This is a genomic window from Pseudomonas mangiferae, assembly GCF_007109405.1.
Taxonomy (GTDB): Bacteria; Pseudomonadota; Gammaproteobacteria; order Pseudomonadales; family Pseudomonadaceae; genus Pseudomonas_T; species Pseudomonas_T mangiferae.
Map to the genome: position 1 here is coordinate 308324 of NZ_VJOY01000004.1, position 26346 is coordinate 334669.

30 protein-coding genes, 1 tRNA gene and 2 pseudogenes are annotated in these 26346 nt (G+C 65.0%); 22 read left to right on the top strand and 11 right to left on the bottom strand.

From position 1 onward, the window contains the following. Nucleotides 1–183 precede the first annotated feature (183 nt). Nucleotides 184–888 carry a DnaA regulatory inactivator Hda gene (hda, locus tag FM069_RS07610; RefSeq protein ID WP_143487693.1) on the top strand — a complete coding sequence of 235 codons (705 nt, stop codon included), beginning with the start codon at nt 184–186 and terminating at the stop codon, nt 886–888. A gap of 22 nt (nt 889–910) precedes the next feature. Here the strand turns inward: hda and FM069_RS07615 are convergent, their stop codons facing one another. From FM069_RS07615 to arsC, 3 genes are read right to left on the bottom strand one after another with little or no spacing between them, the layout of a single operon-like run. Further along, nucleotides 911–1321 (bottom strand): DUF2069 domain-containing protein, encoded by a 411-nt coding sequence (locus FM069_RS07615; protein WP_143487694.1) that lies wholly within the window; start codon nt 1319–1321, stop codon nt 911–913. Continuing rightward, entirely contained in the window at nt 1314–1922 is a 609-nt protein-coding gene (wrbA, locus tag FM069_RS07620) for an NAD(P)H:quinone oxidoreductase (RefSeq protein ID WP_143487695.1), read from the bottom strand. The genes FM069_RS07615 and wrbA overlap by 8 nt, the downstream gene beginning before the upstream one ends. Continuing rightward, nucleotides 1919–2272 carry an arsenate reductase (glutaredoxin) gene (gene arsC / locus FM069_RS07625; protein WP_143487696.1) on the bottom strand — a complete coding sequence of 118 codons (354 nt, stop codon included), beginning with the start codon at nt 2270–2272 and terminating at the stop codon, nt 1919–1921. The genes wrbA and arsC overlap by 4 nt, the downstream gene beginning before the upstream one ends. Nucleotides 2273–2380: 108 nt before the next feature. Here arsC and FM069_RS07630 point away from each other — a divergent pair, with 108 nt between their 5' ends. Both FM069_RS07630 and FM069_RS07635 read left to right on the top strand, forming a co-directional pair. Continuing rightward, nucleotides 2381–3610, top strand: coding sequence for a YihY family inner membrane protein (locus FM069_RS07630; RefSeq protein WP_143487697.1), 1230 nt, complete (start codon nt 2381–2383; stop codon nt 3608–3610). A gap of 162 nt (nt 3611–3772) precedes the next feature. Then, complete coding sequence (locus FM069_RS07635; RefSeq protein ID WP_143487698.1) at nt 3773–3958, top strand: hypothetical protein; 186 nt, start codon at nt 3773–3775, stop codon at nt 3956–3958. A gap of 48 nt (nt 3959–4006) precedes the next feature. Here the strand turns inward: FM069_RS07635 and FM069_RS07640 are convergent, their stop codons facing one another. Next, nucleotides 4007–4399, bottom strand: coding sequence for a hypothetical protein (locus FM069_RS07640; RefSeq protein WP_143487699.1), 393 nt, complete (start codon nt 4397–4399; stop codon nt 4007–4009). Between the two features lie 110 nt (nt 4400–4509). Next, on the bottom strand, nt 4510–5946 hold the full coding sequence (locus tag FM069_RS07645) for a PilZ domain-containing protein (RefSeq protein WP_407681564.1): 1437 nt from the start codon (nt 5944–5946) through the stop codon (nt 4510–4512). A gap of 30 nt (nt 5947–5976) precedes the next feature. Between FM069_RS07645 and FM069_RS07650 the strand changes: the two genes are divergently transcribed. Continuing rightward, on the top strand, nt 5977–6456 hold the full coding sequence (locus FM069_RS07650; protein WP_143487701.1) for a TlpA disulfide reductase family protein: 480 nt from the start codon (nt 5977–5979) through the stop codon (nt 6454–6456). A 5-nt stretch (nt 6457–6461) separates the two neighbouring features. Next, nucleotides 6462–6737 carry an acylphosphatase gene (locus FM069_RS07655; RefSeq protein WP_143487702.1) on the top strand — a complete coding sequence of 92 codons (276 nt, stop codon included), beginning with the start codon at nt 6462–6464 and terminating at the stop codon, nt 6735–6737. A gap of 14 nt (nt 6738–6751) precedes the next feature. Here FM069_RS07655 and FM069_RS07660 read toward each other — a convergent pair whose 3' ends face one another. From FM069_RS07660 to FM069_RS07670, 3 genes are all read right to left on the bottom strand, one after another. After that, the gene (locus FM069_RS07660) at nt 6752–7705 is read right to left on the bottom strand and encodes a hypothetical protein (protein WP_143487703.1); all 954 of its coding nucleotides are present in this window, start codon (nt 7703–7705) and stop codon (nt 6752–6754) included. Nucleotides 7706–7715: 10 nt separating this feature from the next. After that, nucleotides 7716–9431, bottom strand: coding sequence for a proline--tRNA ligase (locus FM069_RS07665; protein WP_143487704.1), 1716 nt, complete (start codon nt 9429–9431; stop codon nt 7716–7718). A gap of 483 nt (nt 9432–9914) precedes the next feature. Further along, nucleotides 9915–11180, bottom strand: coding sequence for an OprD family porin (locus FM069_RS07670; RefSeq protein ID WP_143487705.1), 1266 nt, complete (start codon nt 11178–11180; stop codon nt 9915–9917). Between the two features lie 720 nt (nt 11181–11900). Here FM069_RS07670 and FM069_RS07675 point away from each other — a divergent pair. Both FM069_RS07675 and FM069_RS07680 read left to right on the top strand, forming a co-directional pair. Then, nucleotides 11901–12326: an HIT family protein gene (locus tag FM069_RS07675; RefSeq protein WP_143487706.1), complete on the top strand. Its 426-nt coding sequence runs from the start codon at nt 11901–11903 to the stop codon at nt 12324–12326. Between the two features lie 5 nt (nt 12327–12331). Continuing rightward, a complete protein-coding gene (locus FM069_RS07680) occupies nt 12332–12538 on the top strand; it encodes a SlyX family protein (protein ID WP_143487707.1) in 207 nt (68 codons plus the stop codon). 49 nt (nt 12539–12587) lie between these two features. Here FM069_RS07680 and FM069_RS21580 read toward each other — a convergent pair whose 3' ends face one another. The 3 genes and pseudogenes from FM069_RS21580 to FM069_RS07690 all read right to left on the bottom strand — a co-directional run bounded on the left by FM069_RS21580 (nt 12588) and on the right by FM069_RS07690 (nt 13857). After that, the gene (locus tag FM069_RS21580; protein WP_178106690.1) at nt 12588–12809 is read right to left on the bottom strand and encodes a cold-shock protein; all 222 of its coding nucleotides are present in this window, start codon (nt 12807–12809) and stop codon (nt 12588–12590) included. A gap of 105 nt (nt 12810–12914) precedes the next feature. Next, a pseudogene (locus FM069_RS22140) lies at nt 12915–13175 on the bottom strand (cold shock domain-containing protein membrane protein); the annotation flags it as partial. A gap of 211 nt (nt 13176–13386) precedes the next feature. Next, nucleotides 13387–13857: a Dps family protein gene (locus FM069_RS07690; protein WP_143487709.1), complete on the bottom strand. Its 471-nt coding sequence runs from the start codon at nt 13855–13857 to the stop codon at nt 13387–13389. A 428-nt stretch (nt 13858–14285) separates the two neighbouring features. Here FM069_RS07690 and aspS point away from each other — a divergent pair, with 428 nt between their 5' ends. From aspS to FM069_RS07765, 15 genes and pseudogenes are all read left to right on the top strand, one after another. Continuing rightward, nucleotides 14286–16061: an aspartate--tRNA ligase gene (gene aspS / locus FM069_RS07695; protein ID WP_143487771.1), complete on the top strand. Its 1776-nt coding sequence runs from the start codon at nt 14286–14288 to the stop codon at nt 16059–16061. Between the two features lie 56 nt (nt 16062–16117). Further along, entirely contained in the window at nt 16118–16864 is a 747-nt protein-coding gene (locus FM069_RS07700) for a YebC/PmpR family DNA-binding transcriptional regulator (RefSeq protein WP_143487710.1), read from the top strand. Nucleotides 16865–16982: 118 nt separating this feature from the next. After that, entirely contained in the window at nt 16983–17507 is a 525-nt protein-coding gene (gene ruvC, locus FM069_RS07705) for a crossover junction endodeoxyribonuclease RuvC (RefSeq protein ID WP_143487711.1), read from the top strand. Nucleotides 17508–17526: 19 nt separating this feature from the next. Next, nucleotides 17527–18132: a Holliday junction branch migration protein RuvA gene (gene ruvA, locus FM069_RS07710; RefSeq protein ID WP_143487712.1), complete on the top strand. Its 606-nt coding sequence runs from the start codon at nt 17527–17529 to the stop codon at nt 18130–18132. A 53-nt stretch (nt 18133–18185) separates the two neighbouring features. Then, nucleotides 18186–19238, top strand: a complete 1053-nt coding sequence (gene ruvB / locus FM069_RS07715; RefSeq protein WP_143487713.1) for a Holliday junction branch migration DNA helicase RuvB — start codon at nt 18186–18188, stop codon at nt 19236–19238. A 50-nt stretch (nt 19239–19288) separates the two neighbouring features. After that, nucleotides 19289–19814 (top strand): annotated as a pseudogene (gene ybgC, locus FM069_RS07720) (tol-pal system-associated acyl-CoA thioesterase). After that, nucleotides 19765–20460 carry a protein TolQ gene (gene tolQ / locus FM069_RS07725; RefSeq protein WP_143487715.1) on the top strand — a complete coding sequence of 232 codons (696 nt, stop codon included), beginning with the start codon at nt 19765–19767 and terminating at the stop codon, nt 20458–20460. Before ybgC ends, tolQ begins: the two are co-directional and overlap by 50 nt. A 53-nt stretch (nt 20461–20513) precedes the next feature. Continuing rightward, nucleotides 20514–20966 carry a protein TolR gene (gene tolR, locus FM069_RS07730; RefSeq protein WP_143487716.1) on the top strand — a complete coding sequence of 151 codons (453 nt, stop codon included), beginning with the start codon at nt 20514–20516 and terminating at the stop codon, nt 20964–20966. Continuing rightward, nucleotides 20966–22045: a cell envelope integrity protein TolA gene (gene tolA, locus FM069_RS07735; protein WP_143487717.1), complete on the top strand. Its 1080-nt coding sequence runs from the start codon at nt 20966–20968 to the stop codon at nt 22043–22045. Before tolR ends, tolA begins: the two co-directional genes overlap by 1 nt. After that, a complete protein-coding gene (gene tolB, locus FM069_RS07740) occupies nt 22042–23340 on the top strand; it encodes a Tol-Pal system beta propeller repeat protein TolB (protein ID WP_143487718.1) in 1299 nt (432 codons plus the stop codon). Before tolA ends, tolB begins: the two co-directional genes overlap by 4 nt. 58 nt (nt 23341–23398) lie before the next feature. Further along, a complete protein-coding gene (gene pal, locus FM069_RS07745; protein ID WP_143487719.1) occupies nt 23399–23905 on the top strand; it encodes a peptidoglycan-associated lipoprotein Pal in 507 nt (168 codons plus the stop codon). Nucleotides 23906–23911: 6 nt separating this feature from the next. After that, nucleotides 23912–24733, top strand: a complete 822-nt coding sequence (gene ybgF / locus FM069_RS07750) for a tol-pal system protein YbgF (RefSeq protein ID WP_143487720.1) — start codon at nt 23912–23914, stop codon at nt 24731–24733. A 137-nt stretch (nt 24734–24870) separates the two neighbouring features. After that, nucleotides 24871–25518 (top strand): 7-carboxy-7-deazaguanine synthase QueE, encoded by a 648-nt coding sequence (queE, locus tag FM069_RS07755; RefSeq protein ID WP_143487721.1) that lies wholly within the window; start codon nt 24871–24873, stop codon nt 25516–25518. Nucleotides 25519–25529: 11 nt separating this feature from the next. Beyond that, a complete protein-coding gene (gene queC / locus FM069_RS07760) occupies nt 25530–26204 on the top strand; it encodes a 7-cyano-7-deazaguanine synthase QueC (protein WP_143487722.1) in 675 nt (224 codons plus the stop codon). A 56-nt stretch (nt 26205–26260) separates the two neighbouring features. Continuing rightward, a tRNA-Lys gene (locus FM069_RS07765) sits at nt 26261–26336 on the top strand. Nucleotides 26337–26346: the final 10 nt, after the last annotated feature.

The following is a 26346-nucleotide window of genomic DNA, read 5'->3' on the forward strand; positions in this document are numbered from 1 at the left end:
ACGGACTATATAGCGCCGCTTCGCCGTCCGGCTACGCCAGGCTGCGCCGATCACCGTCCGGCCGATTGCGCTTGTGTCGCAACCCCTTGATTTTCATGCGTTAGCCTGTCGTTTTACGGGGTCGTCGCGGGAGTATAGACTTTGCCTTCCTACAGTCCGCCGAGTCGGCCCCGGCCGCCAAGCATGAAACCGATCCAGCTTCCCCTCGGCGTGCGTCTGCGCGATGACGCCACCTTCGCCAATTACTACCCGGGTGCCAACGCGGCGGCCCTCGGCTACGTCGAGCGGCTGTGCGGGGAGGATGCCGGCTGGACGGAGAGCCTGATCTACCTATGGGGCGGCGAGGGCGTCGGGCGCAGCCACCTGCTGCAGGCGGCCTGCCTGCGGTTCGAGCAGCGCGGCGAGCCGGCGGTCTACCTGCCGCTGCACGACGTGGTGCAGCACGGCCCGGACTTGCTGGACAACCTGGAGCAGTGCGAGCTGGTATGCCTCGACGACCTGGACGCGGTGGCCGGCCATCGCGAGTGGGAAGAGGCGCTGTTCCATCTGTTCAACCGCCTGCGGGACGCCGGCCGCCGCCTGCTGCTGGCGGCCGACCGCGCCCCGCGGGAACTGGGCGTCGCCCTGCCGGACCTGCAGTCGCGGCTGACGCTGGCCCTGGTGTTCCAGCTCCAGGCGCTGTCCGACGAGGACAAGCTGCGGGCCCTGCAACTGCGCGCATCGCGGCGCGGGCTGCACCTGACCGACGAGGTCGGGCGGTTCATCCTCACCCGCGGCGCCCGCAGCATGAGCGCCCTGTTCGAGCTGCTGGAACGCCTGGACCAGGCGTCGCTGCAGGCGCAGCGGCGCCTCACCATCCCCTTCCTCAAGGAAACCCTCGGCTGGTAGGGGCGCATCGCGCGCCCCTGGTTCAGGCCTCGCCGGCGCGCTTGCGCTCGTACTGGAAGCGCCAGCGGGTGTACAGCAGGGCGGCGCAGAACACCACCACGCTGAACGACAGCTCCAGCCAGCCGAACACCCGGCGCGTCGGATCGAAGGCCGCCAGCACGCCCTGGATGAAGTACAGGTTGATCAGGAAGCACGCCCAGGCGTAGGTGCGTACATGGGCCATCAGCAGGCCGGGCGCTACCAGCAGCAGGGGCAGCAGCTGCACGCACAGCACGACCCAGGTACGGGCGCCGTGCAGGTCTGCGTAGAACAGGTTCCAGCCCAGCAAGAGCGCCGCGAGGCCGAAGAAGGCGATCAGCACCAGGGCGCGGGTCACGCGCAGGCGCGGCCGCAACCAGTCCAGGCTCGGCAGCGGCTTGGGTTTCCTAGCCATGGGCACGGTCCTCCAGGCGGTGGGCGGTGCGTGCCAGGCGCAGGCCCAGTGCGCGGCAGAGGGCAGTCTCATGAGGGTCCAGTGCGCGCTTGCCGTCGGCTCCGGCGTGGTGGCTGGCCCCATAAGGGGTGCCGCCGCCCTGGGTGTCCAGCAGCGCCGACTCGCTGTAGGGCAGGCCGGTGACCAGCATGCCGTGGTGCAGCAGCGGCAGCAGCATCGACAGCAGGGTGGTTTCCTGGCCGCCATGCAGGCTGGAGGTGGACGTGAACACGCCGGCCGGCTTGCCCACCAGCTCGCCGGTCAACCACAGGCCGAGGGTGCCGTCGAGGAAGTACTTCAGCGGTGCCGCCATGTTGCCGAAGCGGGTCGGGCTGCCGAGGGCGAGGCCGGCGCAGCCCTTGAGGTCGTCCAGGCTGGCGTAGGGGGCACCTTCCGACGGGATCGTCGGGGCCACCGCTTCGCATTCGGTGGACACCGGTGGCACGGTCCGCAGGCGTGCTTCCAGGCCGCCCTGCTCGACGCCCCGGGCGATCTGCCGGGCCATTTCGGCGGTGGCGCCATGGCGGCTGTAATAAAGGACGAGGATGTAGCCGGCGCTCACGGGAGAATCTCCAAGACGTTCTCCGGCGGACGGCCGATCACCGCGCGGTCGCCCACCACCAGGATCGGGCGCTCGATCAGCTTGGGATGCGCCGCCATGGCGGCGATCAGCTCGGCGTCGCCGAGGGCCGGGTCGGCGAGGCCGAGGGTCTGGTAGTCCTCCTCGCCGGTGCGCAGCAGCTGGCGGGCGCCGATGCCCAGTTTGGCCAGCAACGCCTTCAGCGTGTCGGCATCCGGCGGCGTTTCCAGGTAGCGCACCACCCGTGGCGTCACGCCGCGCGCTTCCAGCAGGTCGAGCGCCGCCCGGGATTTCGAGCAGCGCGGGTTGTGGTAGAGGGTCGGTTCGGTCATGTCGGGGTCGCACCGGCGGAAGGGGGGCGGCTATTCTAACCGCGTCCGGACGCTCGCCGGCCATTTCGGCGCCCCGCCGCGCCGCCTTTCCGTCTCCAAGGAACCGGCATGCCGCAACGCTTGCAAGACATCGTGGAATTCTGGCGCTTCCTGGTGCTGCGCTTCTTCGCCGACCGGGGCGCCCAGAGCGCCGCGGCGCTGACCTACACCACGCTGTTCGCCGTGGTGCCCACCATGACCGTCACCTTCGCCATGCTCTCGGCCATCCCGGCCTTCCAGGGCGTGGGGCTGGACATCCAGCACTTCATCTTCCGCAACTTCGTGCCCTCCACCGGTGAGACGGTGCAGGAATACCTCTCGGCGTTCGTCGTCCAGGCGCGCCAGCTGACCTGGGTCGGCGTACTGCTCCTGGCCGCCACCGCGTTCATGATGCTGGTGACCATCGAAAAGGCCTTCAACACCATCTGGCGGGTCCGCCAGGTGCGCCGCGGGGTGTCCAGCTTCCTGCTGTACTGGGCGATCCTCAGCCTGGGGCCGCTGCTGCTGGGGGCCGGCTTCGCCGCCAGCACCTACATCACCTCGCTGTCCCTGCTGTCCGGCCCCAACGCGCTGATCGGCGCCAAGACCCTGCTCGGCTACATGCCGCTGGTGTCCAGTGTGGCGGCCTTCACCCTGATCTACGCCTCGGTGCCCAACGCCCGGGTGCCGCTCAAGCATGCATTCCTCGGCGCGTTGTTCACCTCGGTGCTGTTCGAGGCGGCCAAGACGCTGTTCGGCCTCTACGTGAGCCTGTTTCCCGGCTACCAGCTGATCTACGGCGCGTTCGCCACCGTGCCGCTGTTCCTGCTGTGGATCTACCTGTCCTGGCTGATCGTGCTGTTCGGCGCAGAGCTGGTGTGCAACCTGGGCACCTCGCCCCACTGGCGGCGCCAGGCGCTGCCGCGGCTGGTGGTGGCGCTGGGCATCCTGCGGGTGTTCCACGTGCGCCAGCAGAAGGGCCTGAGCGTGCGGCACCTGGACGTGCAGCGGGCCGGTTGGCTGCTGCCCGATGAAGAGTGGCGCGAGGTGCTGGACTTCCTGGAAAGCCAGCGGCTGGTTTGCCGCACCGGCGGCGACAGCTGGGTGCTGTGCCGCGATCTCAACCACTACAGCCTGCATCAGCTGCTGGCCCACAGCCCCTGGCCGTTGCCGCGGCCGCAGCACCTGCCGGCGACCCTGCAAGGCCTCGACGAGAGTTGGTACCCGGCGCTGCGCCATGCGCTGGAGTTGCTGCAGAACGAGCAGGCCAGCCTGTTCGGCGGCAGCCTGGCCAGCTGGCTGCACACCGGCCAGGAGTGACGAAAAAAGTCAGTTTGCGGCAGGCCGTCGCCTTGCGGCGGCGTGAAGGGGGTCGTCCCTTCGCCGAAAACCCGGCCGCCATGGCCTGGCACACTTCTGGCAATTCCCCGGCAGGCTTGCTGTCACACTGCTAGTAAGCAGCGCCTGGCTGGGGATAGAACCATGAGCGTTACCAAGAAAGTCATTCACTTGCACGAGCGCGATCCGCACGAGGCGCTCGAGCGCCTGAACCGCATCACCGGCCTGGAGTTCGCTCGCTGGCCGGAGTCCCTGGTACCGGGCCCGGACGAGACCGAAGAGCAAGGCCGGTTACCCGACACCGGCACCGGGCCCGCCGCCGTACGCTGAAACGAAAAAGCCCGCATTGCAGTGGGCTTTTTTTATTGGCGGGGCGAGTCAGGCCAGGGCGTGGCGGCTATCGCCTTCCACCTGCTCCACGGCCTGCACGAAGAGTTCCTCGACGATCAGGCTGTAGACCTGCACCGCGCTCTTCAGCCGTACCTGCACGTCTTCCAGCTTGAGGCGCACCGGCAGGCGGGCGATGCCGGAAAGCAGGATCTTGCCGTGGCCGTTGAGGCGACCGTGGTCCACCGGGACTTCGCGGCGCCGATCGCCGTCGCGGTAGCTGAGGGTCAGCGATACCGGCAGGTCGCTCAGGCCCGGCAGTTGCAGCCAGGCCGCGACATTGAAGTCCGCCACCCGCCCGTCCCGGGGCGTGACGATCGGGCGGGCCGCGTCGATGATTCGCGCGGGTACCGGGCCGACCAGCTTGTCGTGTGCAGTAGCCATGCAGGTTCCAATCGAGGTGAGAACAGGGGAGCGGGGATTATAAACAGGCCGTCCCCGACGAACTGTGGCGTATGCCCGACCGGGTGTGACCCGCCTCGCAAATCCGGGTATCAGGCCAGACGCAACGGGTACCGAGCCACCTGCAGGGTGTCCAGATTGGCCCGGGGCAATACCAGGGTCGCCTGGTTGCCGACGCTGGCCAGTTGCAGCCAGAGGCTTTCCCCTTCGACGAACTGGTTCTTGAGCAGCCACAGGCCGTGGTGCCAGCCGGCACCGGGCGCCGGCGTGCTCTGCAGCACCGCCGGATGCGGCTGGGCACTGGGCACCCGACGCACCCAGACCGGTCGCGGCAGGCCCTTGAGGTAGCGCAACCCCAGGTGCAGCCCCAGGGCGTTGACGTGCCGCCAGCGCACCAGGGCCAGGGTTGGCGTGCCGCTGGCGGAGAGCAGCAGGGCGAGCTGGCCTACCGGTACGGTCTCTCCCAGCGCAGCGGGGCAGAGCAGGCGCGCGCCGCCGGAACTGGTGTCCAGCATCCGTACCTGGGAGGGCGCAATGGCCTCGCCCTGGAGGCGCGCATGGATGCCCGTCAGCCCCACCACCAGCGCGCATTCCGCGCCGTGGTCCGCCCGCGGGTGGCGACGCTGGTGGCGGCCGGACCAATGGGAACGCACCCGCTCCAGAAGTGCATGCTCGGCTTCGCTTTGCAGCGGAGCGGGCTCGTCCAGGGCGATCAGCAGGGCGCCGGGCTCGAAGCGGAACAGACTGGGTCTGGGAGCGCCGTCGCCCGGCTGCTCCAGGTCTGTCGGCATCGCTTGCTCGGCGGTCAGCCAGGGCCGGTCCTGGTCCAGGTCCACCAGGATTCCTTCGCTGTCGTCCTCCTCGTCCCAAGGCAGCAGGCGCGCCAGGTGGGCCAGGGGCGCTAGCGCGCCGAACAGCCGGGGTCCTTCGCATTCGGTGAGGTGGAACGGGCTGCTCAGGGCGAACAGCAGGATCTGCTGGTAGAGCCCGCGCACGCTGTCCGCCGGCGTCGGCGAGAAGGCCGCGGCGATGGGTTCGTCCAGGCACCCGTGGTGGTCGGCCAGGGCGTAGAGCCGGTGGGCGTCGCGCCACAGCGAGGCGGGCGGCTCCTGATAGCGCTGGTAGTGGCGGAGCAGGGCCTGCACGACGAAGTGCTCCGCCATGTACAGGCACCAGGCCAGGTGCGGGCGGGAGGCGCGGCCACTGTCGAGGATCTGCAGCAGCAGGCGCTTGAAGCCGCGGGCCAGGTCCTCGCAGAACGGCAGGAAGGCCGGGGGCGGGGCGCCGACGCCGGGATGATCGTTGCCGTAGAAGCGGAACGCTTCGCTGAAGCTTTGCAGCGCCCGCTGCCTTTCGAGTAAGGTCAGCTCGCTGCGATTGAGCCGGCGCAGCAGGCCCAGGCAGCGCTGCAGCGCGGTTTCCCAGGGCAGGGCGCGCGCTTCGGCGAGCACCTCGGCGAGGCGCACCAGCACCGTGCCGTCTTCGCCACCGATCGTCGACACGTCCAGGACGGTCGCGTCCGGCATCACGTCCACCCCGCAGGTACGAGGAACGAAGGCATGGAAATCCGGCTCCGGTCAGTCTTGGCGGCGTTCATGGTGGGGGCGGGGCTGTTCCTGGGCGGCTGCACGGACGACGCCGGCGTCGACCAGCATGGGCGAAAGGTACCGGCTGAACGGCTCGAAGGCCAGTGGCTGGTGATCAATTACTGGGCGGGCTGGTGCGCCCCCTGCCGCACCGAGATTCCCGAACTCAATGCGTTCGCCGAGCAGCAGGCGGGCCATGGCGTGGAGGTCTTCGGCGTGAACTTCGATGGCCTGCAGGATGTGCAATTGAAGGAGGCCGCCGAGCAGTTGGGCATCCGCTTCACCGTCCTCGCCCAGGACCCCGCACCGCGCTTCGAACTGCCTCGCAGCGAGGCATTGCCGGTGACCTACCTCATCGACGACAAGGGCCGCCTGCGGGAACGCCTGCTGGGCGAGCAGACCGCCGCCGGCCTCACCGCCAAGCTGGCGGCGCTGCGTCACGACACGGAGTGAACCGCATGAATCGAATCGGCTTGCACGGCTTCGTCAGTGGCAAAGTCCAAGGTGTCGGCTTTCGCGAGGCGACCCTGCGCGAGGCCGAGCGTCTCGGCGTGCAGGGCTGGGTGCGCAACCGCGAGGACGGCCGGGTGGAAGTCTGGCTGGAAGGGCAGAAACCCGAGGTGGCGCGGCTGGCCGACTGGTTGACCCAGGGCCCGCCGGCGGCGGAGGTGGAGGAGGCACGGCTGGCGCCTTGCCAGCCGGAGGGAATGGCCGGGTTCGGCGTGCGTCGCTGACGACGCACGCGGGCTCAGTCGCTCTGGCCCGGGTCGACGGCCAGGCGGCCGGCGTCCTTGCGCAGGGACCGCAGGAACTGCTGCTGCAGCTCCGGATCGTTGCGGGTCAGTTCGATCAGGCTCTGCTCCAGCTCGCTGGCTTCTTCTTCCAGGCCCAGTTCCGACAGGCGCTTGACCCGATGCACCCAGTGGGCCACGTCGTCGTCTTCCAGGTCATCGAAGATCAGCCCGTGGGCTTCCAGCAGCTTGCCCCGCAGCGAAGGGCTGACGGTCAGCAGCGCATCGGCGCGGGTGTTGTCCTGGGGATCCTCGACGCTCAACCCCAGGCTGCGCACCCGGCTCACGTCCTGCTCGGCGAACGGACCATCCAGCAGGTTGAGGCGCAGGATGCCCTGGCGGTCGGTGAGCAGCTCGTACGCCTGGTTGCCCGCCTTCACCGTGACCGGACGCTCCGCCCAGGGCAGGCTGGAATACTCCATGCGCTTGTCCAGCTGTTTTTCCTGCAGCTCCGCCAGATTCTGCTGGGAGCGGCCGTTGGATTCGACGTTCATGAACGGGTTGAGCCCGGCGAAGCCGTAGCTGATCCAGTCCTTGGTGACGCTGTCCGGCAGATTGCCCAGCAGCACGACGTTGAGCACGTTGGCGCCCACGCCCGCCACCACCGCGACCGCCCCGAGGGGAACTTCGTAGAGTTCGCGCCAGGGTTGGTAGGGGGTGTAGCGGTCGTAGCGGCGAGTGACCTCGAAGTCGGTCACCTCGAAGGTTTTCTGCTCGTTGATGCGTACCCGGCGCTGCGGCAACTCCAGCACCTGGGGCGCGCCCACGTCGATCTGCAGGCTATGGCCCAGCAGTTTGCGTTCGGTGCGTTCTTCGTGTTCGCTGCGCTGGGGCAGGTGGTTGGCGCAGCCGCAGAGCAGGACGCCGCCCAAGGCGGCGCCGGCGAGGCGGAGGGAGCTTCGCGTGTACATGTCTGTTCGATCAGCGACCTGTGCGGGCGGCGAGGAAGGCCAGGATGTCGTTCACCGGCACGGACTGGGCTTCGGTATCGCGACGGTGCTTGTATTCCAGCTGGCCTTCGGCCAGGCCGCGGTCGCTGATCACCAGGCGATGCGGAATGCCGATCAGCTCCATGTCGGCGAACTTGATGCCCGGGCTGGTCTTCTTGTCGCGGTCATCCAGCAGCACGTCGTAGCCGGCGGCGGTGAGTTGCGCATACAGCGCATCGGTGGCTTCGCGCACCGCGTCGGTTTCATAGCGGAGCGGGATCAGGGCGATCTGGAAGGGCGCCAACGCGTCCGGCCAGATGATGCCGCGTTCGTCGTGGTTCTGCTCGATGGCCGCGGCCACGACGCGGGAGACGCCGATGCCGTAGCAGCCCATGGTGAGGGTCACCGGCTTGCCCTGTTCGCCCAGCACGTTGAGGTTCATCGCCTCGCTGTACTTGGTGCCCAACTGGAAGATGTGCCCCACCTCGATGCCGCGGCGGATCAGCAGGGTGCCCTTGCCATCGGGGCTGGGGTCGCCGGCCACCACGTTGCGCAGGTCGGCGGTTTCGGGCAGCGGCAGGTCGCGCTCCCAGTTCACCCCGAAGTAATGCTTGTCGTCGATGTTGGCACCGACGGCGAAGTCGCTCATGAACGCCACCGAGCGGTCGATGACGCAGGGCAGCGGCATGTTCAGCGGGCCCAGGGAACCGGCGCCGGCACCGATGGCCTGGCGCAGCTCGGCTTCGCTGGCGAATTCCAGGGGGCTGGCGACCTGGGCCAGGTTGGCAGCCTTGATCTCGTTCAGCTCGTGATCGCCGCGCACCACCAGCGCTACCAGGGTGCCGGCTTCGCTGCCGCGGACCACCAGGGTCTTGACGGTCTTCTCCACCGGAACGCCGAATTTCTCCACCAGGTCGGCAATGGTCTTGGTATCCGGTGTCTCCACCAGGCGCAGCTCCTCGGTGGCCGCGGCACGCGCGGTTTCCCGGGGCATGGCTTCGGCCTTCTCGATGTTGGCCGCGTAGTCGGAGCCATCGCTGAACACGATGTCGTCCTCTCCGGATTGGGCGAGCACGTGGAATTCGTGGGAGCCGCTGCCGCCGATGGAGCCGTTGTCGGCCTGTACGGGGCGGAAATCCAGGCCGAGGCGGCTGAAGATCCGGCTGTAGGCGCCGTACATGTCGTCGTAGGTCTTCTGCAGGGATTCCTGATTCAGGTGGAAGGAGTAGGCGTCCTTCATGATGAACTCGCGGCCGCGCATCAGGCCGAAGCGCGGGCGGATCTCGTCACGGAACTTGGTCTGGATCTGGTAGACGCTGAGGGGCAGCTGCTTGTAGCTGTTCAGCTCGTTGCGCGCCAGGTCGGTCACCACTTCCTCGTGGGTGGGGCCGACGCAGAACTCGCGGTCGTGACGGTCCTTCAAGCGCAGCAGCTCGGGCCCGTACTGCTCCCAGCGACCGGATTCCTGCCACAGCTCGCCCGGCTGGATGGCCGGCATCAGCACTTCCAGGGCGCCGATGGCATTCATTTCCTCGCGAACGATCGCTTCTACCTTGCGCAGCGAACGCAGCCCCATCGGCAACCAGGTATACAGCCCCGACGCGAGCTTGCGGATCATCCCGGCGCGCAGCAGCAGTTGATGGCTGATGACCACGGCGTCGGAAGGCGTTTCTTTGAGGGTCGAGAGCAGATACTGGCTGGTGCGCATGGTGGGCCGTTATGTCGTTGCGAGGGTGATGGCCCGGCATTGTACGGCGCTCATACAGCGTCGTACAGGATCGCTGACCTGGGGTCCGACGCTGCAAAGGCGGAGGAGCGAGCTGGGCAATCGGAGTCTTGATCCGCTCGACGCCTGCCCACCCCATGGCCCGGGCGATGGCGTTTGATGCGTCGTAAAGGAGGTGTCTTCCGGTCTGTCGGGCGGTGTTCTGCCTGACTGGTAACAGAACGGTGCATGTGCGTCGCTACGTCGCGGTGCCGGAGCGGGGTGTTTGCGCCCGGACAGCGCCTCTTCCGCGGCCAACAGGGCCGGTCGCAGGCGCGCATTTCCAAATCGCTCCCGTCATGCGATCGATTCCCCGCAGTGAGTCGCGTGACTGGAACCCAGCCCCGGATTTGCATGATGGCGGGAAACAAAAAGCCCGGCATGGGCCGGGCTTTTCGCGCGCTTGGAGCTTTTTACCGCTGGGTCTTACAGGATTTCCAGCGGGTACTCGACGATCAGACGCAGGTCGTTCACGTCGCCACCGTAGGAGCTATCCGCACGGTAGATCGAGTTACGCACGCGGAAGGACAGGTCCTTGGCCGGGCCGTCCTGCAGCACGTACTTGGCTTCGATGTTCAGCTCGCGTTCCTTGGCATCCGAACCGGTACCGACGTCGATGTTGTCGCCGTACACGTAACGGGTCATGAAGCTCAGGCCCGGAACGCCGTAGGAGGCCATGTTGATGTCGTAGCGGGCCTGCCAGGAGCGCTCGTCCTTGCCGTTGAAGTCGGAGTACTGCACGGAGTTGGCCAGGTACACGGTGCCGCCGCCGTCGATGCCGTACAGGTAGCCGGTGTCGCCGGTGGAGCGCTGGTGAGCCACGGTGAACTTGTGGGCGCCCAGGCTGTAGGCAGCCGCCAGGCTCCAGATGCGGTTGTCGACGTCGCCGGCGAGTTTCTTGCCTTCGTCGTCGGAGTTGTAGAAGTTGAAGTCGAAGTTCAACGCCTGCTCATCGGACAGCGGCTGGTTGAAGTTCAGGTTGACGTACTGCTTCTTCCAGTAGTCTTCGACGTCGGACGCGTGGACGGCGGCGCTGAAGTTCTCGTTGAACGCGTAGGTCGCACCGACGATGTCGGCGGATTTCAGACCCATGTCGTCATGAGCGGTGTGGATCTGGCTGCTCATGCCGCTGAAGTGACCGGCGATGATTTCCAGGCCTTCGATTTCGTTGCTGGTGATCAGTGTACCGGTGGCCACTTCCGGGAGGATGCGGCTGTCGTCGGTCGCGAACACCGGGGAAGCGACGAACTGGTTACCGTACTTCAGCACGGTGTTGGAGAAGCGGAGCTTGACCGCGCCACCCAGTTCGCTCTGGGTGTCCTGGCCGGCGCCTTCGCTGTCCTGGGCGAACAGGCCGTTGCCATAGCGACCTTTGCCGCTGTCCAGCTTGACGCTGGTCAGGCTGTGGGCGTCCAGACCGAAACCGACGATGCCTTGGGTGAAACCGGACTCATAGAGTGCGCGGATGCCCAGGCCGGTTTCTTCGCGATAACCGTTGGTCTTGCCGGTGACGGCGTTGGTGTTGGTGCCGCCGTTCCGGAAATCGCGGTTCATGTAGAGGATGCGGTTCAGAACGGTGAAGCTGCTGTCTTCGACGAAGCCTTTGGAGTCGGCTTGGCCGGCGGCGACGGCCATTTGAGAGGTACCCGCTGCTACAGCGAGGGCAATAATGCTCCACTTCATCACTTGCATTGTGATTGCTCCTTGGGTTTGAAGATTCGTGCCGCCTTTATTGGGGTTGTGCGGCTCTTTCTTTTTGTGTCGGCGCTAACTTATAGCACGCGGACAAGGTCGGCGATAGTTGAAACCTATTCCATACGAATTCTTCACAGAGGTGTCGCAGCAGCAAATGACACATGTCGCATATTCGAAGGTTTTCCTGCATCCCTTCAATACTACGGGTTTCGGTCTGGCGACTACTTCTTATCCATGCCGAGCGAGGGTGCATTAAACGGATTCCGGAACTTCTGTCAACCACCGGAAGCGTAGACGGCACGGGCCCTGGCGAGGAGGAGAGGTGCGCTTGGTGATGACTAAGCAACAACCGTGCACAAAGTCACCGGGATGGAGGCGGAGGGGATGAACAGCACGTAGCGGCGTGGCTTGGGCGCAGGAACCAGGTTGTATTGCCCGATACATTCCCTTTATCGGTATGCGGGCTAAAGGCCGCCACTTGGTCTTTTGTTACCGTTAATGCAACGAGCCCGCTTTTACAGGCTTCGGATGTAACCGTAATTGTGCCGGCTGGTAACGCTCTGTTCGAAAATGGTGCGCTGACCGCGGATTTATATTAATGATTATTTTTCTCATTAAGGTTGGGCGGATCGATGCTGGTCGAAACAGGTATTCTCTATCCCACCGAGGTGTTGCGCAGGCAACACTCCTTTCAATCGATGTTGTTGGAGAAACGTCATGTTTGCCCTGGACCCGCGCCTGGAACGCGACACCCTGCCGGTCGGCGACCTGCCGCTGTCGCGGTTGCTGCTGATGAACGACGCCCAGTACCCCTGGCTCATCCTGGTGCCCAGGCGGCCTGGCGTCAGCGAACTCTTCGACCTGGCGCCTGAAGAGCAGCGGCAACTGTGGGAGGAAACCACTCGAGTGGCCGAGACCCTCAAGGCGCTGTGCGGGGCCGAGAAAATGAATGTCGCCACCCTGGGAAATGTCGTGGGCCAGTTGCACATGCATGTGATCGCCCGTCACGGCGGCGATCCGGCCTGGCCCGGACCGGTCTGGGGACGCTTGCCGGCCCAGCCCTATGAGGCCGGGGCGGCGTCGGTTTGGCGCGAACGCCTGCGCCAGGCTTTTGCCGAGCGGCCAGGTTTTCTCGAGGAGTGAAAGACATGCAGCCTGACGAACGCATCGCCGACCTGGAGAGCCGGCTGGCTTTCCAGGACGACACCCTCCAGACGTTGAACGACGTGCTGGTGCAACAGCAGCGTGTGCTGGATCGCCTGCAACTGCAGGTGAACGCGCTGATCAAGCGCCAGGACGAGCTGGCCGGGCAACTGGGCGATCCCCAGGACGACGTACCGCCACCCCACTATTAATAGAAGGGAAAGAAAAAGCCCGCCGGATGGCGGGCTTTTTTCAGATCGTTCAGCGCCGGGGTGGCGCCGCGATCACGTCTTCGGCCTGCAGGCCCTTGTCCCGTTGCATTACCGAGAACTCGACCCGCTGGCCCTCCACCAGAACGCGATGACCTTCGCCGCGGATGGCGCGGAAGTGCACGAAGATGTCATCGCCGCTGTCGCGGGAGATGAAACCGAAGCCTTTGGAGGTGTTGAACCACTTGACCGTACCGGTCTCGCGGTTAGTCATGTCCTGGGGCAGCGGCGGCGCCAGGGTGACCTTGCGCAGGTTGAGCAGCAGGTGCAGCGCCACGGCGACGAAGACCGCCACCAGGCTCGGCACGACGCCGACGGTCGGCAGGGGCGCCAGCAGGATCAGCGTCTGTACCGCGACGGCGATCACCAGCAGGGCAGATACCACTATCTGCAACTGGCGGTGGGTGCCCTTGGCCCAGATCGGAACGATCGGTGCCAGCAGCAGGTTCAGCATGCCGCAGAAGGCCAGGTACAGCGCATCGGGTTGCTGCAGGTACGGCAGCGCCTCGCTACGCAGGCTGGGTATGAAGGACAGCAGCAGGGCGACGGCGCCCGTCAAGAGATGGACGATCTTCAACATGTTCAATGGACTCACCTTGGGAACGATACGCGATGGAAAAGCCGGATGCCCGGCCTAGGCCTGAGCCGCAGGAAGAAGGGCGGTCAGAAATACCGGGGCGTATTTAACAGCAAAGGCAGAGGCTTCACAAATCAGCCGCTTAGCGTATCGGTGGGGGTGAGAAGGGATGCAGAAGAGCAAGGCCCGCATCGCGGGCCTTGCTGGTGGACGGTCAGGCGCTGAGCAGGCTGCGCAGCATCCAGGCGGTCTTCTCGTGCACCTGCATGCGCTGGGTCAGCAAGTCGGCGGTGGGCTCGTCGCTCACCTTGTCCAGCAGCGGGAAGATGCCCCGCGCCGTGCGAACCACCGCTTCCTGGCCTTGGACCAACTGGGTGATCATGGCCTTGGCCTCCGGGACGCCTTCTTCTTCCTTGATGGAGGAAAGGCGGGCATAGGCGGCGTAGGTGCCGGGTGCCGGGAAGCCCAGGGCGCGAATGCGCTCGGCGATGTCGTCCACGGCGACCGCCAGTTCGGTGTACTGAGTCTCGAACATGGTATGCAGGGTGTTGAACATCGGCCCTGTCACGTTCCAGTGGAAGTTGTGGGTCTTCAGGTAGAGGGTGTAGGTGTCCGCGAGCAGGCGCGACAACCCTTCCGCGATGGCTGCACGATCCTGTTCCGAGATGCCGATATTGATTTCCATGCCGTATCTCCTCTGAGGTGATGCGGAGCGTCAGCTCCGAACTGGAAAAAAGCCTACCATAGCGTGCTGGCGCTTCGCCCTGCGTGGCGTCAATGAGCGCAATGGGGAAAAACAATGAAGCGCTGGCCGGCGACCCGGGTCGGCCCGACGGGCAATCCTCCGGACAGACTCGCCCTGGACGCCGCCGTTCAGTCGATCAGAGGGCGTGGCGGAACGCTCGGCCCGCCTCGGCGCGGCTGATTCTTGCAGGCGAACCATATATAATCCCGCGCTTTGCCGCCGGCCCTGCCCGGCAGGAAGGGGTCCCCGACGCTCCGCCGTCCGGTCCCGTCGTGCCGGTGGTATTCGCTGCAGGGGCGTCCGCCCGCGGCTCGCCGCCCGTAACGGCCGGTGGAACGAATCAAGACTTGAGGGAAGTGAAGACCACCATGATGCGCAGCCACTATTGCGGCCAGTTGAACGAGACCCTGGATGGCCAGGAAGTCACCCTTTGCGGATGGGTTCACCGCCGCCGCGACCATGGCGGGGTGATCTTCCTCGACGTGCGCGACCGGGAGGGCCTGGCCCAAGTCGTGTTCGATCCGGATCGCGTCGAGACCTTCGCCAAGGCCGACCGCGTGCGCAGTGAATACGTGGTGAAGGTCACCGGCAAGGTACGCCTGCGTCCTGAAGGTGCGCGCAATGCCAACATGGCGTCCGGCGCCATCGAGGTGCTGGGCTACGAACTGGAAGTACTGAACCAAGCCGAAACCCCGCCGTTCCCCCTGGACGAGTATTCCGACGTGGGCGAGGAGACTCGCCTGCGCTATCGCTTCATCGACCTGCGTCGCCCGGAGATGGCCGCCAAGCTGAAGCTGCGCGCGCGCATCACCAGCAGCATCCGCCGCTACCTGGACGAGAATGGCTTCCTCGATGTGGAGACGCCGATCCTCGGCCGTCCGACTCCGGAAGGTGCGCGGGATTACCTGGTGCCGAGCCGTACCTACCCGGGTCATTTCTTCGCCCTGCCGCAATCGCCCCAGCTGTTCAAGCAATTGCTGATGGTGGCCGGCTTCGATCGCTACTACCAGATCGCCAAGTGCTTCCGCGACGAAGACCTGCGGGCCGACCGCCAGCCGGAATTCACCCAGATCGACATCGAGACCAGCTTCCTCGACGAAAGCGACATCATCCAGATTACCGAGAAGATGGTGCGCCAGCTGTTCAAGGACGTGCTGAACGTCGAGTTCGACGAATTCCCCCACATGCCCTTCGAAGAGGCCATGCGTCGCTACGGTTCGGACAAGCCTGACCTGCGCATCCCGCTGGAGCTGGTGGACGTCGCCGACCAGCTCAAGGACGTGGAATTCAAGGTGTTCTCCGGTCCGGCCAACGATCCGAAAGGCCGCGTCGCCGCCCTGCGTGTACCGGGCGGCGCGAGCATGCCGCGCAAACAGATCGACGACTACACCAAGTTCGTCGGCATCTACGGCGCCAAGGGCCTGGCCTACATCAAGGTCAACGAGCGCGCCAAAGGCGTGGAAGGCCTGCAGTCGCCCATCGTCAAGAACATCGCCGAGCCGAACCTCAACACGATCCTCGACCGCGTTGGCGCGGTCGACGGCGACATCGTGTTCTTCGGCGCCGACAAGGCCAAGGTCGTCTGCGACGCCTTGGGTGCGCTGCGTATCAAGGTGGGCCATGACCTCAACCTGCTCACCAAGGAGTGGGCGCCGATGTGGGTCGTGGACTTCCCGATGTTCGAGGAGAACGACGATGGCAGCCTGACGTCGCTGCACCACCCGTTCACCTCGCCCAAGTGCAGCCCCCAGGAACTGGAGGCCAACCCGGCGACGGCCCTGTCCCGCGCCTACGACATGGTGCTCAACGGCACCGAACTGGGCGGTGGCTCCATCCGGATCCACGACAAGTCCATGCAGCAGGCGGTGTTTCGCGTGCTGGGCATCGACGACGCGGAGCAGGAAGAGAAGTTCGGCTTCCTCCTCGATGCCCTCAAGTACGGCGCGCCGCCCCATGGTGGCCTGGCCTTCGGCCTTGACCGCCTGGTGATGCTGATGACCGGCGCCGCTTCGATCCGCGAAGTCATCGCCTTCCCGAAAACCCAGAGCGCGGGCGATGTCATGACCCAGGCGCCGGGGACCGTGGACGGCAAGGCGCTGCGCGAACTGCACATCCGCCTGCGCGAGCAGCAGAAGGCCGAGTGATCGATCAATCCCGGCGGCGCCGGAGCGCCGTCGCTTCAACGTATACGGAGTGAGTTATGGCTGGTCATTCCAAGTGGGCCAACATCAAGCACCGCAAAGAACGTCAGGACGCCAAGAAAGGCAAGATCTTCACCAAGCTGATCCGCGAACTGACCGTCGCCGCCCGGCAGGGCGGGGGCATTCCGGCCGACAACCCGCGCCTGCGCCTGGCGGTGGACAAGGCGCTCACCGCCAACATGACCCGCGACACCATCGATCGCGCCGTCGCCCGGGGCGTGGGTTCCGGGGAAGCCGACAACATGGTCGAGCTGACCTATGAAGGCTATGCACCCAGCGGCGTGGCGGTCATCGTCGAGGCGATGACCGACAACCGCAACCGCACCGCGGCCGAAGTGCGCCACGCCTTCAGCAAGTGCGGCGGCAACCTGGGTACCGACGGCTCGGTGGCCTACCTGTTCGAACGCAAGGGACAGATCAGCTTCGCCCCTGGCGTCAACGAGGACGCGCTGATGGAAGCGGCCCTGGAGGCCGGCGCCGATGACGTGGTGAGCAACGAGGACGGCTCGGTGGAAGTGTTCACCAGCTTCGCCGACTTCATCTCCGTCAACGAGGCGCTGACCGCCGCGGGTTTCAAGGGCGACGAGGCGGAGGTCACCATGATCCCGTCCACTACCGCCACCCTCGATCTGGAAACCGCCCAGAAAGTGCTGAAGATGATCGACATGCTGGAGGACCTGGACGACGTCCAGAACGTCTACTCCAACGCGGATATTCCGGACGAGGTGATGGCCCAGCTGGGTTGAAGGAACGCCGGGGCTCGCTCCGGCGTTTCTGCGATAGGGGCAGGGTAGCGGCAGTCATGAAGGCATCGATAGACAGAACGTTTCCCCGCCTTGCGCCGGCCGCTTCGGAGGTCACGGCATGACCCTGGTGCTGGGCATCGACCCGGGCTCGCGGATCACCGGCTACGGGGTGGTGCGCGCCACCAGCCGGGGCTGTGAGTACGTGGCGTCCGGGTGTATCCGCACCGGCAACGGCGTCCTCCATGAGCGCCTGCAGATCGTCTACCGCGGCGTGCGGGAAGTGATCCAGACCTATGGCCCGGTGACCATGGGCATCGAGCAGGTGTTCATGGCGCGCAACGCGGACTCCGCCCTGAAGCTGGGGCAGGCCCGGGGCGCGGCCCTGCTGGCCGGCGCCGAAGAGGGCCTGGAGATCGCCGAGTACACCGCCACTCAGGTGAAGCAAGCGGTCGCCGGGACCGGCGGCGCCGACAAGCAGCAGGTGCTGGCGATGGTCATGCACCTGCTCAAGCTCACCCAGAAACCCCAGGTGGATGCGTCGGACGCACTGGCCATCGCCATGTGCCATGCCCATCACCGCCAATCCCTGATTCCCCATGGCCTGGCCACCGCCAAGCGGCGCGGCGGTCGCCTGCGGCTGTGAACGAGAAGAGTCGAACCCCGTGATCGGACGTCTGCGCGGCACCCTGGCGGAAAAGCAACCGCCGCATTTGATCCTCGACGTCAACGGCGTCGGCTACGAGCTGGAAGTGCCGATGACCACCCTTTACCGGCTGCCCGGCCTCGGCGAGCCGGTGACCCTGCACACCCACCTGGTGGTGCGGGAAGACGCCCACCTGCTCTACGGGTTCTTCGAGAAGCGTGAGCGTGAACTGTTTCGCGAGCTGATCCGTCTCAATGGGGTCGGTCCGAAGCTGGCCCTGGCGCTGATGTCCGGCCTGGAGGTGGACGAGCTGGTGCGCTGTGTCCAGTCCCAGGACACGTCCACCCTGGTGCGCATCCCCGGTGTAGGCAAAAAGACCGCCGAGCGGCTGCTGGTGGAGCTCAAGGATCGCTTCAAGGCGTGGGAGAGCATGCCGGCGATCGCCCCCCTCGTGGTTGAACCCCGCGCCGGCGCGGCAGTCTCAAGCGCGGAGCAAGATGCGGTCAGCGCATTGATTTCCCTGGGATTCAAGCCTCAGGAAGCCAGCCGGGCGGTCGCCGCCGTGCTGGAGGAAGACCTGGGCAGCGAGGAACTGATCCGTCGCGCCCTCAAGGGGATGGTCTGAAAGCCTGATGACGAAGGTATGTGGATGGACGTTACCCTGATGGGCGGACCCTCATGATCGAAGCCGATCGCCTGATAGCCGCCACCAGTCGCGACCGCGAGGAACAGCTCGACCGCGCCATCCGGCCGCTGAGCCTGGCCGACTACATCGGCCAGCCCAACGTGCGCGAGCAGATGGACCTGTTCATCCGCGCCGCCAGACGCCGCCAGGAAGCCCTCGACCACACCCTGATCTTCGGTCCTCCCGGCTTGGGCAAGACCACCCTGGCCAACATCATCGCCCAGGAAATGGGCGTCTCCATCAAGAGCACGTCCGGTCCGGTCCTCGAACGACCCGGCGACCTCGCCGCGCTGCTGACCAACCTGGAAGCCGGCGACGTGCTGTTCGTCGACGAAATCCATCGCCTGTCCCCCATCGTCGAGGAAGTGCTGTACCCGGCGATGGAGGATTTCCAGCTGGACATCATGATCGGTGAGGGGCCCGCGGCCCGTTCGATCAAGCTGGACCTGCCGCCGTTCACCCTGGTGGGCGCCACCACCCGCGCCGGCATGCTTACCAACCCGCTGCGCGATCGCTTCGGGATCGTCCAGCGCCTTGAGTTCTACAACGTCACTGACCTCGCCACCATCGTCAGCCGCTCGGCCGGCATCCTCGGCCTGCCGATCGAGGCCGAGGGTGCGTTCGAGATCGCCCGCCGTGCTCGTGGCACGCCGCGCATCGCCAACCGCCTGCTGCGCCGGGTGCGGGACTATGCCGAGATTCGCGGCGAGGGTCACATCACGCGGCCCATCGCCGACCTGGCGCTCAACCTGCTGGACGTGGACGAGCGGGGTTTCGATCACCAGGACCGGCGCCTGCTGCTGACCCTGATCGAGAAGTTCGACGGCGGCCCGGTAGGAGTCGACAGCCTGGCGGCCGCCATCAGCGAGGAGCGCCATACCATCGAGGACGTACTGGAGCCCTACCTGATCCAGCAGGGCTACATCATGCGTACCCCCCGTGGCCGGGTGGTGACCCGTCATGCCTACCTGCATTTCGGGCTGAACACCCCTGCACGCCTGGGCGAGGTGCCGCCCCCCGATCTGTTCTCCCCGGGTGACGCATAGTGGAAAAGCGCCGTCCACCAATTGGCAAGCTCGGGAGTAAGCACTAGAGTATGCGCGCGCAAAACGAGGCACAGCCGCACGCCTACCGGTGTCGCGTGTACTACGAGGACACCGATGCCGGCGGCATCGTCTACTACGTCAATTACCTCAAATTCATGGAGCGGGCTCGGACCGAGCGACTGCGAGAGCTGGGTTTCATCCAGTCGCGGTTGGCGGAAGAGAACCTGCTCTTCGTCGTGCATTCGAGCGAGGCCCGCTACCATGCGCCGGCGCGGCTGGACGACGAACTGGCGGTCTCCGCCGAATTGATCGAATTGAACCGGGCCAGCCTGCGTTTTCGCCAGCAGGTCCGGCGGCAACCGGATGGTGCGCTGCTCTGCGAAGGGCAGTTCCTGGTGGCTTGCGTACGCGCCGACAGTTTGAAACCCCGGTCCCTACCCGACGCCTTGCGTTCGGCTTTCGCCGGACTGGCTCTGACCGGACCTGATCCAACCGGACGGGTACCGTCCCCTGCAGGAGATTAAGCGTGGAAGCCAATGCCGTCGACCATACCTCCATGTGGAGCCTGATCAGTAACGCCAGCATCGTGGTGCAACTGGTCATGCTCGCGCTGGTGGCCGCCTCCATCACGTCATGGGTCCTGATCTTCCAGCGCAGCACCATGCTGCGGGCTGCGAAGAAGGCGCTGGACAATTTCGAGGAGCGCTTCTGGTCGGGGATCGACCTGTCCAAGTTGTACCGCCAGGCGGGCAGCAACCCCGACCCGGATTCCGGCGTCGAACAGATCTTCCGGGCCGGATTCAAGGAGTTCTCGCGGCTGCGCCAACAGGCCGGTGTTGACCCGGACGCGGTCATGGACGGCGTGGCCCGCGCCATGCGCGTGGCGATTTCCCGGGAAGAAGAGAAGCTCGAGCAGAGCCTTCCGTTCCTCGCCACGGTCGGCTCCACCAGCCCCTACGTCGGCCTGTTCGGCACCGTGTGGGGGATCATGAACTCCTTCCGTGGCCTCGCCCAGGTGCAACAGGCGACCCTCGCCACGGTGGCGCCGGGCATCGCCGAGGCCCTGATCGCCACCGCGATCGGCCTGTTCGCCGCGATCCCTGCGGTGATCGCCTACAACCGCTTCGCCGCCCGCAGCGAGACGCTGATCGGCCGCTACTACACCTTCGCCGACGAGTTCCAGGCGATCCTGCACCGCAAGGTCCATACCAGCGAGGAATGAGGTCGCGGATGCGCCGACCCTGTGATGCAGACTCTTTCGATAGGTTTTAAGTGATGGCCAGAATTCGCCAAAGACGCAAGCCGGTCGCCGAAATGAACGTGGTGCCTTACATCGACGTGATGCTGGTGCTGCTGGTGATCTTCATGGTGACCGCGCCGATGCTCAACCAGGGCGTGAAGGTGGACCTGCCCAAGGTGAGCAGCGAGGCGTTGCCTCAGGACAACGACAAGCAGGTGCTGACCATTTCCATCAAGGCCGACAAGACCTACTACTGGAACCTGGGCAGCGAAGTGGATACCCAGAAGCAGACCAACAAGGCCCTCACCTTGCCGGAAATGACTAAGGCGGTGACCGCCATCATGGGCGAGAGCCGGCGCCAGGGTAAGCAGGTGCAGGTCTTCATCCGCGGTGACAAGGCGGTCGACTACGGCGCGGTCATGGCGGCCATGGGTGGCCTGCAGCAGGCCGGCGTGGGCAACGTCGGATTGATCACCGAGGCGCCCTGATGCAGACGCGCGTGCGTTCCTCATCGGAAAGTTACTTCTGGCCGGCACTCTGGGCGATCGCGCTGCACGTGCTGATCTTCGCCATGCTGTTCGTCAGCTTCGCCATGACGCCCGAGCTGCCGCCGGCCAAGCCCATCGTGCAGGCGACCCTGTACCAGCTCAAATCCCAGAGCCAGGCCACCACCCAGACCAACAAGAAGATTGCCGGCGAGGCGAAGAAGACGTCTGCGCCCCAGTACGAGACTGACCAGGTCGAAGAGAAGAAGGCCGAAGAACAGAAGGTAGCGGCGGCCAAGGCGGCGGAACAAAAGAAAGCCGAGGAAGCTCGAAAGGCCCAGGACGCCAAGGCGGAGGCCGATGCCAAGGCAGCCGAGGCGAAGAAAGCCGAGGATGCGGCGAAGGCTGCGGCGGACGCCAAGAAGGCCGACGAGCAGAAGAAGGCCGACGAACAGAAGCAGCAGGCCGACATCGCCAAGAAGAAGGCTGAGGAAGAGGCCAAGCAGAAAGCGGCCGAAGACGCCAAGAAGGCAGCCGAGGCGAAGAAGGCCGAGGACGCCAAGAAAGCCGCCGAGGACGCCAAGAAGAAAGCGGCTGCCGATGCGGCGAAGAAGAAGGCCGTCGAGGAAGCCAGGAAGAAAACCGCGGCCGAGCTGGCGAAGAAAAAGGCCGCTGAGAATGCGCGCCGCAAGGCGACCGAGGACAAGAAGGCGGCGGCGCTGGCCGATCTGTTGTCGGAAGACGTGCAGAACGAGCAGACCCTGGCCGACGAAGTGGGCGACCAGGTCGCGGGTAGCCTCGATGACCTGATCGTCAGCCTGGTGAGCCAGGAATGGCGACGCCCGCCCTCGGCGCGCAATGGCATGAGTGTCGAGGTGCTGATCCAGATGTTGCCGGACGGCACCATCACCAATGCGAGCGTCACCCGTTCCAGTGGCGATGTGCCCTTCGATAATTCCGCCGTCGCGGCGGTACGTAACGTGGGTCGCATCCCGGAGATGCAACAACTGACCCGTGCGCAGTTCGATTCCCTCTATCGGCAGCGGCGGATGGTCTTCAAACCGGAGGATTTAGGCCTGTGAATACCCTGATTCGTATCGTTCTGCTGGGCATGTTCATGCTCACAGGGGCCGTTCAAGCGGCCGATCCCTTGGTGATCACCAAGGGCACCGACCGCGCCACGCCCATCGCCGTGGTGCCGTTCGCCTGGCAGGGCGGCACGGTGTTGCCGGACGACATGGCCGAGATCATCGGCAACGACCTGCGCAACTCCGGCTTCTTCGAGCCGATTCCCCGGCAGAACATGATCAGCATGCCGTCCCAGGCCAGCGAAGTGATCTACCGCGACTGGAAAGCGCTGGGCGCCCAGTACGTGCTGGTGGGCAGCGTGGTTCCGGCGGGCGGTCGCCTGCAGGTGCAGTTCGCGCTGTTCAACGTCACCACCGAGCAACAGGTCATGACCGGCTCGGTCAGTGGTGGTACTGATCAACTGCGCGACATGGCCCACCACGTGGCGGACCAGTCATTCGAGAAACTGACCGGTATCAAAGGCGCGTTCTCCACCAAGCTGCTGTACGTGACGGCCGAACGCTTCGGGGTGAACAACACCCGCTACACCCTGCAGCGCTCCGACTATGACGGCGCTCGCGCCGTGACCCTGCTGCAATCCCGCGAGCCGATCCTTTCGCCGCGCTATGCGCCGGATGGCCGTCGCATCGCCTATGTGTCCTTCGAGCAGAAACGCCCGCGTATCTTCATCCAATACGTGGATACCGGCCGCCGCGAGCAGATCACCAACTTCGAAGGGCTTAACGGAGCACCGGCGTGGTCGCCGGATGGCAACCGCCTGGCCTTTGTCCTCTCGAAAGATGGAAACCCGGAAATCTATGTAATGGATGTCGGTTCGCGTCAACTTCAGCGCGTGACCAACCATTATGCGATCGATACCGAACCGTTCTGGGGTAAAGATGGGCAAACCATCTATTTCACTTCGGACCGGGCCGGCAAACCGCAGATCTATAAAATGAACATTGCCAGTGGTTCGGTGGAACGTGTGACGTTCCAGGGTAACTACAACGCCAACCCGAAACTTTCCGCTGATGAAAAAACCCTCGTGATGATTCATCGTCAGGATGGTTTCACCAACTTCAAAGTTGCTGCGCAGGATCTTCAGCGCGGTGGCTTGAAGGTCTTGTCCGACACCAGTCTGGACGAGTCGCCCACTGTTGCGCCCAACGGCACCATGCTAATCTACGCCACCCGCCAGCAAGGCAGAGGAGTTCTGATGCTCGTGTCCACAAACGGGCGCGTGAGAATTCCGGTGCCTGCCGCCCAAGGTGAGGTCCGTGAGCCTTCATGGTCGCCTTACTTGAACTGATGCGGTTGCCAACTCTCAATACTTAAACACACACCTGGGGTTCACTAGGAGTTACATCATGGAAATGCTGAAATTCGGCAAGTTTGCTGCTCTGGCTCTGGCGATGGCCGTCGCTGTAGGTTGCTCCTCCAAAGGCGGCGACGATAGCGGCGCTGGCGCTGGCATGGACCCGAACGCGGGTTCCTCGTCCGGCATGAACAGTGGTTCGGTTGACGGCAGCCTGAGCGACGAAGCCGCTCTGCGCGCTATCACCACGTTCTACTTCGAGTACGACAGCTCCGACCTGAAGCCGGAAGCCATGCGCGCTCTGGACGTACACGCCAAGGACCTGAAAGGCAGCGGCGCTCGCGTCGTTCTGGAAGGCCACACCGACGAGCGTGGTACCCGCGAGTACAACATGGCTCTGGGTGAACGTCGTGCCAATGCCGTTCAACGCTACCTGGTTCTGCAGGGCGTTTCCCCGGCGCAGCTGGAACTGGTTTCCTATGGCGAAGAGCGTCCGGTTGCCACTGGTAACGACGAGCAGTCCTGGGCCCAGAACCGCCGCGTAGAACTGCGCAAGTAATAAGCCATGCGTAAGTGCCGTCGTGCTTTGACTGTATTGGCCCTCGCCCTGCCGTTCGCGGCGGTGGCAGAGGTTCCGGTGGTAGAGGGTAATTCCGGCAACGGCAATTACCCTCCCGCGGGTTATGGCACGACCGGCACCTACGCCGCGGCCGGGGCTTCGGCCCCGGCTTCGGCGCAGGGCGAGCTGTTCATGCAACTGCAACAGATGCAACAAGAAGTCGCGAAACTGCACGGCATGGTAGAAGAGCAGCAATACGAAATTCAGCGGCTCAAGCAGGAAGGCCTGGAGCGTTACCAGGACCTCGACCAGCGCTTGAGCAGCGGTGCAGCGGGCTCCGCCTCGGGCGGTGCCGCAGCGGCCGATGGGGCGATCAACGCCGGTGGTGTGCCGACTCCGCCTGCGGGTGCCAGCCAGCAACCACCCGCCTCGGGTGGCGAGCCAGGTGACCCGGCCAAGGAAAAGCTTTACTACGAAGCGGCTTTCGACCTGATCAAGGCCAAGGACTTCGACAAGGCCAGCCAGGCCTTCACCGCCTTCCTGCGCAAGTACCCCAACAGCCAATATGCGGGCAATGCGCAGTACTGGCTGGGCGAGGTCAATCTGACCAAGGGCGACCTGCAGGGTGCGGCTCAGGCGTTCGCCAAGGTCAGCCAGAACTATCCGAGCCATCCCAAGGTGCCGGATTCGCTGTACAAGCTCGCCGATGTCGAGCAGCGCCTTGGCGATACCAACAAGGCCAAGGGCATCCTGCGCCAGGTCATCGCCCAGTACCCCGGCAGCTCCGCTGCCCAATTGGCCCAGCGTGATATCCAGCGTTTACCCTGACCGTCTCTGACGCTAGAATCCGACCCCGATAGAGCCCGCCATCGCGGGCTTTGTCTTTTGGCGAATCGATCGCCGAAAGCCCTTTCTTTTCGCAACGGAGGCGGATGGCCTGTTTAGCCGTCACGCCCGTGGCTCATATGCAACGTACCCTGCGTATCACCGAGATCTTTTTCTCGTTGCAGGGGGAAACACGGACCGTCGGCCTGCCGACCGTGTTCGTGCGCCTGACCGGCTGCCCCCTGCGCTGTCAGTATTGCGACACCGCCTATGCCTTCAGCGGCGGCCAGCCCATGACCCTCGCGGCGATCCTCGCCGAGGTGGCGCGCTACAAGCCTCGCTACGTGTGCGTCACGGGGGGCGAACCGCTGGCCCAGCCTAATTGCATTCCCCTGCTCGAAGCGCTCTGCGAGGCCGGCTACGAGGTCTCGCTGGAGACCAGTGGCGCTCTGGACATCACGCCGGTGGATCCGCGGGTCAGCCGAGTGGTGGACCTGAAGACGCCCGGCTCGGCGGAGTCCGCGCGCAACCGCCTGGACAACCTCGACTGCCTGACGTCCCGCGACCAGGTGAAGTTCGTCATCTGCTCCCGTGACGACTATGACTGGGCGGTTTCCCACCTGATCCGCTATCGCCTGCACGAGCGTGCCGGCGAGGTGCTGTTCTCGCCGAGCCATCGGCAGGTCGAGGCGGCGGCCCTGGCCGACTGGATCATCACCGACAACCTGCCGGTACGCCTGCAGGTGCAGTTGCACAAGCTTCTCTGGAACGACCAGCCCGGTCGTTGAGGTAACGAGACATGAATGAAAAGAAAGCGGTGATCCTGCTCTCCGGCGGACTCGACTCGGCCACCGTCGTGGCGCTCGCCCGGGCTGAGGGTTATGCCTGCTACACCCTGAGCTTCGATTACGGCCAGCGCCACCGGGCCGAGCTGCGTGCCGCCGAGCGGGTCGCGCAGCAACTGGGAGCGGTGACCCACAAGGTGATCGGCCTCGACCTGGACGGCATCGGTGGTTCGGCGCTGACCGATACCCGCATCAGCGTGCCGGAGGGCCCCACCGATGGCATTCCCGTCACCTATGTACCCGCGCGCAACACGGTCTTCCTGTCCCTCGCCCTGGGCTGGGCGGAAGTGCTGGGTGCCCATGACATCTTCATCGGTGTGAACGCTGTGGATTATTCGGGCTACCCGGACTGCCGTCCGGCCTTCATCGAAGGCTTCGAGCGGCTGGCCAACCTGGCCACCAAGCTGGGGGTGGAGGGCCGTGGCTTCCGCATCCAGGCGCCGCTGCAATACATGGGCAAGGCGGAAATCATCGAGGTGGGTGCGCGGGCGGGGGTGGATTTCTCCTTGACCGTCTCCTGCTACCAGGCCGATTGGGAAGGCCGCGCCTGCGGCAAATGCGACAGTTGCCGGCTCCGCGCGGCGGGGTTCAAGGAGGCCGGCGTGGCCGATCCCACCCCCTATCGATAAAAAAGTTGCTGCGGGATGTTGATTTTATGAAATAAATCAGTATCATGCGCGGCGTTGGGTCGTTAGCTCAGTTGGTAGAGCAGTTGGCTTTTAACCAATTGGTCGTAGGTTCGAATCCTACACGACCCACCACCTTCCCCCC

Bases quoted from the DNA above. Each gene is read 5' to 3' on its own strand.
- tolA (WP_143487717.1), top strand. From the start codon at position 20,966: ATGCAGACGCGCGTGCGTTCCTCATCGGAAAGTTACTTCTGGCCGGCA.
- arsC (WP_143487696.1), bottom strand. From the start codon at position 2,272: ATGACCGAACCGACCCTCTACCACAACCCGCGCTGCTCGAAATCCCGG.
- tolR (WP_143487716.1), top strand. From the start codon at position 20,514: ATGGCCAGAATTCGCCAAAGACGCAAGCCGGTCGCCGAAATGAACGTG.
- FM069_RS07655 (WP_143487702.1), top strand. From the start codon at position 6,462: ATGAATCGAATCGGCTTGCACGGCTTCGTCAGTGGCAAAGTCCAAGGT.
- FM069_RS07650 (WP_143487701.1), top strand. From the start codon at position 5,977: ATGGAAATCCGGCTCCGGTCAGTCTTGGCGGCGTTCATGGTGGGGGCG.
- FM069_RS07615 (WP_143487694.1), bottom strand. From the start codon at position 1,321: ATGGCTAGGAAACCCAAGCCGCTGCCGAGCCTGGACTGGTTGCGGCCG.
- ruvC (WP_143487711.1), top strand. From the start codon at position 16,983: ATGACCCTGGTGCTGGGCATCGACCCGGGCTCGCGGATCACCGGCTAC.
- queE (WP_143487721.1), top strand. From the start codon at position 24,871: ATGCAACGTACCCTGCGTATCACCGAGATCTTTTTCTCGTTGCAGGGG.
- pal (WP_143487719.1), top strand. From the start codon at position 23,399: ATGGAAATGCTGAAATTCGGCAAGTTTGCTGCTCTGGCTCTGGCGATG.
- FM069_RS07635 (WP_143487698.1), top strand. From the start codon at position 3,773: ATGAGCGTTACCAAGAAAGTCATTCACTTGCACGAGCGCGATCCGCAC.
- FM069_RS07670 (WP_143487705.1), bottom strand. From the start codon at position 11,180: ATGCAAGTGATGAAGTGGAGCATTATTGCCCTCGCTGTAGCAGCGGGT.
- queC (WP_143487722.1), top strand. From the start codon at position 25,530: ATGAATGAAAAGAAAGCGGTGATCCTGCTCTCCGGCGGACTCGACTCG.
- FM069_RS07665 (WP_143487704.1), bottom strand. From the start codon at position 9,431: ATGCGCACCAGCCAGTATCTGCTCTCGACCCTCAAAGAAACGCCTTCC.
- ruvB (WP_143487713.1), top strand. From the start codon at position 18,186: ATGATCGAAGCCGATCGCCTGATAGCCGCCACCAGTCGCGACCGCGAG.
- FM069_RS07700 (WP_143487710.1), top strand. From the start codon at position 16,118: ATGGCTGGTCATTCCAAGTGGGCCAACATCAAGCACCGCAAAGAACGT.
- FM069_RS07675 (WP_143487706.1), top strand. From the start codon at position 11,901: ATGTTTGCCCTGGACCCGCGCCTGGAACGCGACACCCTGCCGGTCGGC.
- FM069_RS07630 (WP_143487697.1), top strand. From the start codon at position 2,381: ATGCCGCAACGCTTGCAAGACATCGTGGAATTCTGGCGCTTCCTGGTG.
- ybgF (WP_143487720.1), top strand. From the start codon at position 23,912: ATGCGTAAGTGCCGTCGTGCTTTGACTGTATTGGCCCTCGCCCTGCCG.
- FM069_RS07680 (WP_143487707.1), top strand. From the start codon at position 12,332: ATGCAGCCTGACGAACGCATCGCCGACCTGGAGAGCCGGCTGGCTTTC.
- FM069_RS07640 (WP_143487699.1), bottom strand. From the start codon at position 4,399: ATGGCTACTGCACACGACAAGCTGGTCGGCCCGGTACCCGCGCGAATC.
- aspS (WP_143487771.1), top strand. From the start codon at position 14,286: ATGATGCGCAGCCACTATTGCGGCCAGTTGAACGAGACCCTGGATGGC.
- FM069_RS21580 (WP_178106690.1), bottom strand. From the start codon at position 12,809: ATGACTAACCGCGAGACCGGTACGGTCAAGTGGTTCAACACCTCCAAA.
- hda (WP_143487693.1), top strand. From the start codon at position 184: ATGAAACCGATCCAGCTTCCCCTCGGCGTGCGTCTGCGCGATGACGCC.
- FM069_RS07690 (WP_143487709.1), bottom strand. From the start codon at position 13,857: ATGGAAATCAATATCGGCATCTCGGAACAGGATCGTGCAGCCATCGCG.
- FM069_RS07660 (WP_143487703.1), bottom strand. From the start codon at position 7,705: ATGTACACGCGAAGCTCCCTCCGCCTCGCCGGCGCCGCCTTGGGCGGC.